We start from the raw sequence: 6,261 nt of genomic DNA, 5'->3' as shown, positions 1-6,261 counted from the left end.
TGAACGAAAACGGCACGATCACTTATACCGCGACCTTGACGGGCGCCGATGGCAAGCCCGTCACTGCGCAGAACGGTCCGGTCACCGTGACCTTGGACAGCGGCAAGACCATCACCATCGCAGCCGGTGCAAGCTCGGGTGTATTGGATGTAGCGGTCGGCAACGACGTCTACCAAGGTCCAACGACGGTTACTGAATCGATTGCCTCGGCATCCGGCGGCAACCTCGAAGCTATCGCACCGAACACCGCTCCGGTCAGCACTATCGTCAGCGACGTCAACGACACGACCACCGTGACGCTGACCGCGAATCCGACCGTGAACGAAAACGGCACGATCACTTATACCGCGACCTTGACGGGCGCCGATGGCAAGCCCGTCACTGCGCAGAACGGTCCGGTCACCGTGACCTTGGACAGCGGCAAGACCATCACCATCGCAGCCGGCGCAAGCTCGGGGGTGTTGGATGTAGCGGTTGGCAACGACGTTTATCAAGGCCCTACGACGGTTACTGAATCGATTGCCTCGGCATCCGGCGGCAACCTCGAAGCCATCGCGCCGAACACCGCTCCGGTCAGCACTATCGTCAGCGACGTTAACGACACGACCACCGTGACGCTGACCGCGAATCCGACCGTGAACGAAAACGGCACGATCACTTATACCGCGACCTTGACGGGCGCCGACGGCAAGCCCGTCACTGCGCAGAACGGTCCGGTCACCGTGACCTTGGACAGCGGCAAGACCATCACCATCGCAGCCGGTGCAAGCTCGGGTGTGTTGGACGTGGCAGTGGGCAACGACGTCTACCAAGGCCCTACGACGGTTACTGAATCGATTGCCTCGGCATCCGGCGGCAACCTCGAAGCCATCGCGCCGAACACCACGCCAGTCAGCACCGTGGTCAGCGATGTCAACGACACCACTACCGTGACGTTGACGGCTAACCCGACCGTGAATGAAAACGGCACGATCACTTATACCGCGACCTTGACCGGCGCCGATGGCAAGCCCGTTACCGCGCAAAATGGTCCGGTTACCGTGACCTTGGACAGCGGCAAGACCATCACCATCGCAGCCGGTGCAAGCTCGGGTGTATTGGATGTAGCGGTTGGCAACGACGTCTACCAAGGCCCTACGACGGTTACTGAATCGATTGCCTCGGCATCCGGCGGCAACCTCGAAGCCATTGCGCCGAACACGACGCCAGTCAGCGCTGTGGTCAGCGACGTCAACGACACGACCACTGTGACGCTGACCGCAAATCCGACCGTGAACGAAAACGGCACGATCACTTATACCGCCACGCTGACGGGTGCCGATGGCAAGCCTGTTACCGCGCAAAATGGTCCGGTTACCGTGACCCTGGACAGCGGCAAGACGATCACCATCGCAGCCGGTGCGAGCTCGGGTGTATTGGATGTAGCGGTTGGCAACGACGTCTACCAAGGCCCAACCACCGTCACCGAGTCGATCAAAGACGCATCCGGCGGCAATCTCGAAGCCATCGCGCCGAACACCGCTCCGGTCAGCACCGTGGTCAGCGATGTCAACGACACGACGACCGTGACGTTGACCGCGAACCCGACCGTGAATGAAAACGGTACGATCACCTACACCGCCACCCTGACCGGCGCCGATGGTAAACCCGTCACCGCGCAAAATGGTCCTGTAACGGTCACGCTCGAAAGCGGCAAGACGATCACCATCGCAGCCGGTGCAAGCTCGGGTGTGTTGGATGTAGCGGTTGGCAACGACGTCTACCAAGGCCCTACGACGGTTACTGAATCGATTGCCTCGGCATCCGGCGGCAACCTGGAAGCCATCGCACCTAACACCGCTCCGGTCAGCACTATCGTCAGCGACGTCAACGACACGACCGCTGTGACGCTGACCGCTAACCCAACCGTGAACGAAAACGGCACGATCACTTATACCGCCACGCTGACGGGTGCCGATGGCAAGCCTGTTACCGCGCAAAATGGTCCGGTTACCGTGACCTTGGACAGTGGTAAAACCATCACCATCGCAGCCGGTGCAAGCTCGGGTGTGTTGGATGTGGCGGTAGGCAACGACGTCTACCAAGGCCCAACTACCGTCACCGAGTCGATCAAAGATGCGACCGGTGGCAACCTCGAAGCCATCGCGCCAAACACCACGCCAGTCAGCACTGCGGTCAGCGACGTCAACGACACGACCACCGTGACGCTGACCGCTAACCCAACCGTGAACGAAAACGGCACGATCACCTACACCGCCACCCTGACCGGCGCCGATGGTAAACCCGTCACCGCGCAAAATGGTCCTGTAACGGTCGCGCTCGAAAGCGGCAAGACAATCACCATCGCAGCCGGCGCAAGCTCGGGCGTGCTCAATGTCGCGGTCGGTAACGATGTCTACACCGGTGCGCCGTCCATTACCGAGTCGATCAAATCTGCATCCGGCGGCAATCTGGAAGCCATCGTCGTTGATAAGACTGGCGCATCGACTGCTGTAGGCGACACCGTCGACAACACCACTGTCAGCATCACCGGCAGCTCATCGGTCACCGAAGGCCAGGCGGCTACCTATACCGTCAGCCTGACGAACCCGGCGCAAACCGAGGTGACGGTGAAGATCGTCTACAGCGGCACTGCCGCCGACGGCTCGGACTTCACGGGCGTTTACACCGTGAAGATCCCGGCCAATGCCACCAGCGCCAACTTCAACGTGGCAACCCTGGACGACAAGATCACCGAAGGCACGGAAAACTTCGTGGTCAAGATCGACTCCGCCACCGGCGGTAACTTCGAGCATCTGGCGGTCAGCGGGACCAACGGCAGTGTCAGCACCTCGATCATCGACAACGATGCGGCGCCGGTGCTCGACCTGGATGCCAACAACTCCAGTGGCAAGACCGGTGCCGATTACCAGGTGACCTTCACCGAAGGCACCACCGGCCCAGGCGTGTCGATTGGCGATACCGACCTGAAGATCACCGACCCGGACAGCACCATGCTGACCGGCGCCACCATTGTGCTGACCAACCGTCAGCCTGGCGATCATCTGAACCTGGGCAATAGCGTCAACGGCATCAGCATCAACGCCAACAGCACCGACGGCAAGGTCGTCCTGACGCTGACGGGCAATGCGACGCTGGCCGATTATATGCAGCAGATCAAGAACATCAGCTTCATCAACAACAGCGAAGATCCGAGCAGCGTACCGCGTGTCATCACCGTGACGGTGACCGACGGCGCAAGCTACTCCAACACCGCCACCACCACGGTGAACGTGGTCGGCGTCAACGATACACCAGTGGCCACCGGTGGTTCGGTGACCGGTACCGAGGACACTTCGCTGGTCCTCGGCTGGTCGACCTTCGGCGTCAGCGACGTGGACAGCTCCGCCGCCAGCCAGGGCGTGAAAATCACCGGGTTGCCAGGCGATGGCAAGTTGCAGTACCTGGATGGCGCGACCTGGAAGAACGTTGCCAACAACCAGACCTTCACCAAGGCCGACATCGACGCCGGCAAGTTGCGCTTCACCCCGGATGCCAACGAATCCGGTGCCAATGGTTATGGCGGCAGCGGCGTGGGCAACAAGCAGGCTGACTACGCGCAGATCAAATTCCAGCCAACCGACGGCCAGGCCCTGGGCAACACCGGCACCGTGAAGATCGACATCACGCCAACCGCCGACGCGCCGACCCTCAACGTAGCCGGCAACAACGTGACCTCCACCGGCCTGATCAAGGAAGTCTGGACCGGACTGTCCGGCCTGGGCACCGATGGCAACGGCGCGCCGGCCGATAAGCTCAAGTCGGTGATCGATGCCGCCGGCACGCCGAACAGCAGCACCAACGTGAGCAACGTGCAGAACGACGGGAACGTCAATCCGGGCACCGCGTCGAAGACCTCGGGGCTGATTTTCCTGGAAGCCGGCAAGATTTATACCTTCAGCGGCACCGGCGATGACAGCCTGCTGGTGACCATTGGTGGCAAGGACGTGGCGGGCATTACCTGGGGCGCTGGTGGCAAGCTCAATGGTTCGTTCACCCCGACCACCAGCGGCTACTACACCCTGGACATCTACCACCACAACCAGACCGGCCCGGGCAGCTATGACGTGAACCTGTCGGTCAACGGCAGCACGCCCGTTGACCTGAGCAGCGCCGGCGTACCGCTCTATACCGGCGTGGCCGACCTGGTGAACTCGGGTGTAACCGTTTCCGACCTGCACGGGACCAATGGCGAAGGCTACTACGACGGCTTCAAGCTCAACGAAGGCGCCGAAGGCGGCAGCGTGAACCTGTCGAAGATCACCACCGCCCTGACCGACACCGACGGTTCCGAAAGCTTGAGCGTGAAGATCGGCGGCATGCCTGAAGGCAGCGTCCTGAGTGACGGCGCGGGTCACACCGCGACCGTGGGAGCCAACGGCGAAGCCTCGGTTACCGGCTGGAACCTTGGCAGCCTCAACCTGACGCCGCCGACCTATTTCAACGGCCAGATCAACCTGACAGTGACGTCGACCTCCACCGAAACCCTCGGCGGGTCGGCGACGACCACGGCACAGATCCCGGTAACAGTGCATCCGGCGGTCTACAACGCTGCGACAGCCACTTCCGGCAGTGACAACGTCACCGGCACCGACGGCAACGACATCGTGGTCGCCGACATCGGCGGCCTGACCGTGGTGCCGGGCGTCAACTACAACATCGCGTTCATGGTCGACAGCTCCGGCAGCATGAGCTCGTCTTCCGTTACCGCCGCGAAGAACTCGCTGACCCAGGTGTTCAACACGCTCAAGCAGAGCATGGGCAGCCACTCCGGGACGGTGAATATTTTCCTGGCGGACTTCGATAATCAGGTCAACAAAAACGTTGCGGTCAACCTCAACGACCCGAACGCGTTGGCGTTGCTCAAGAGCGTCCTGGACTCGATGGATTCCGGTGGTGGTACCAACTACGAAGACGTATTCAAGACCACCGCCAACTGGTTCAAGAGCAGCGAGGCCATGAGCAACTCCGGTGCGAAGAACCTGACGTACTTCATCACCGACGGCCAGCCGACTTACTACCAGAGCGACGAAGACACAAACCCGGATATCTACAACGGCGTGAAGCTCGACAGCTTGATCACCACCAGCAATTACAAGCTGGGGCAGACGTTCAGCGCCACACTGGACAGCACCCACCGTGTTCAGGTCGACAAGTCCGGCAACGTCACGCTGCAAACTTGGAAAAAGTCCTGGGGCGGCTACTGGAGCGAAGAGAACCTGGGCACGCTGCACGCCCAAGGCGACGGCACCTATGAGCTGTCGTACCGCGACGGGACCGGCAGCAGTACCGACTCGGCCGCCACCAGCAACTCCGCGAGCGCCTTCGCGCTATTGAGTTCGGTGTCGGGCGTAGAGGCTATCGGCCTGAACAAGGGCGTCACTCTGTCCGACCTCGCACCCTACGACTCGGACGGCAAGCCGCAAACCAACATCGACCCCAAGGACCTGGCCAACTCGATCATCGGCCACACCGAAGCGACGATGCCGGGAGCCGATACGGTCAACGGCGCGGACGGCAACGACATCCTGTTCGGCGACCTGGTGAGTTTCAACGGCATCGCCGGCGAGGGTTACCAGGCCATCCAGTCGTTTGTCGCCCAACAAGGCGGCGTGGACGTCAGCAAGGTCACCACCAGCAACGTGCACCAGTACATCACCGAACACTACACCGCGTTCGATGTGTCCGGCGCACATGACGGCAACGACACCCTGCTGGGCGGTGCCGGCAACGACATCATCTTCGGCCAGGGCGGCAACGACTTGCTGGACGGCGGTAAGGGCAATGACATCCTGCTCGGCGGCAGCGGTGCCGATACCCTGATTGGCGGCAAAGGCAACGACACCCTGATCGGTGGCCTGGGCGGCGACACGTTTGTCTGGAAAGCCGGCGACACCGGCAATGACGTGGTCAAGGACTTCAAGGCCGGCGACGGTGACCGGATCGACCTGCGGGACCTGTTGCAGGGCGAAACCGGAAGCACCATCGACCACTTCCTGAAAATCAGCACGGTCGATGGCGTGTCCTCCTTGCAAGTCAGCACCACCGGCCAGTTCAACGCGGCCAACGGTGCGGCGGCGACGCCAGACGTGACGATCAAGCTGGAAGGCAACAACTGGTCGAACATCAACCTGAACTCGCTGATCGCCGGCAGTGATCCGACCATCAAGATCGATCACAACAACAGCTGAGGCTGACACACATCCTGTGGAGAGGGAGCTG

At 61.4% G+C, this 6,261-nt stretch carries 1 pseudogene; it reads left to right on the top strand.

The annotated features are described in order from the left end of the window. Positions 1 to 6,230, top strand: a pseudogene (locus ACLK1G_RS24830) (LapA family giant adhesin); the annotation flags it as partial. Positions 6,231 to 6,261 lie beyond the last annotated feature (31 nt).

Source organism: Pseudomonas algeriensis (assembly GCF_048847255.1).
In the GTDB taxonomy this organism is placed as follows: Bacteria; Pseudomonadota; Gammaproteobacteria; order Pseudomonadales; family Pseudomonadaceae; genus Aquipseudomonas.
This window is presented reverse-complemented; position numbering and strand designations above follow the sequence as displayed.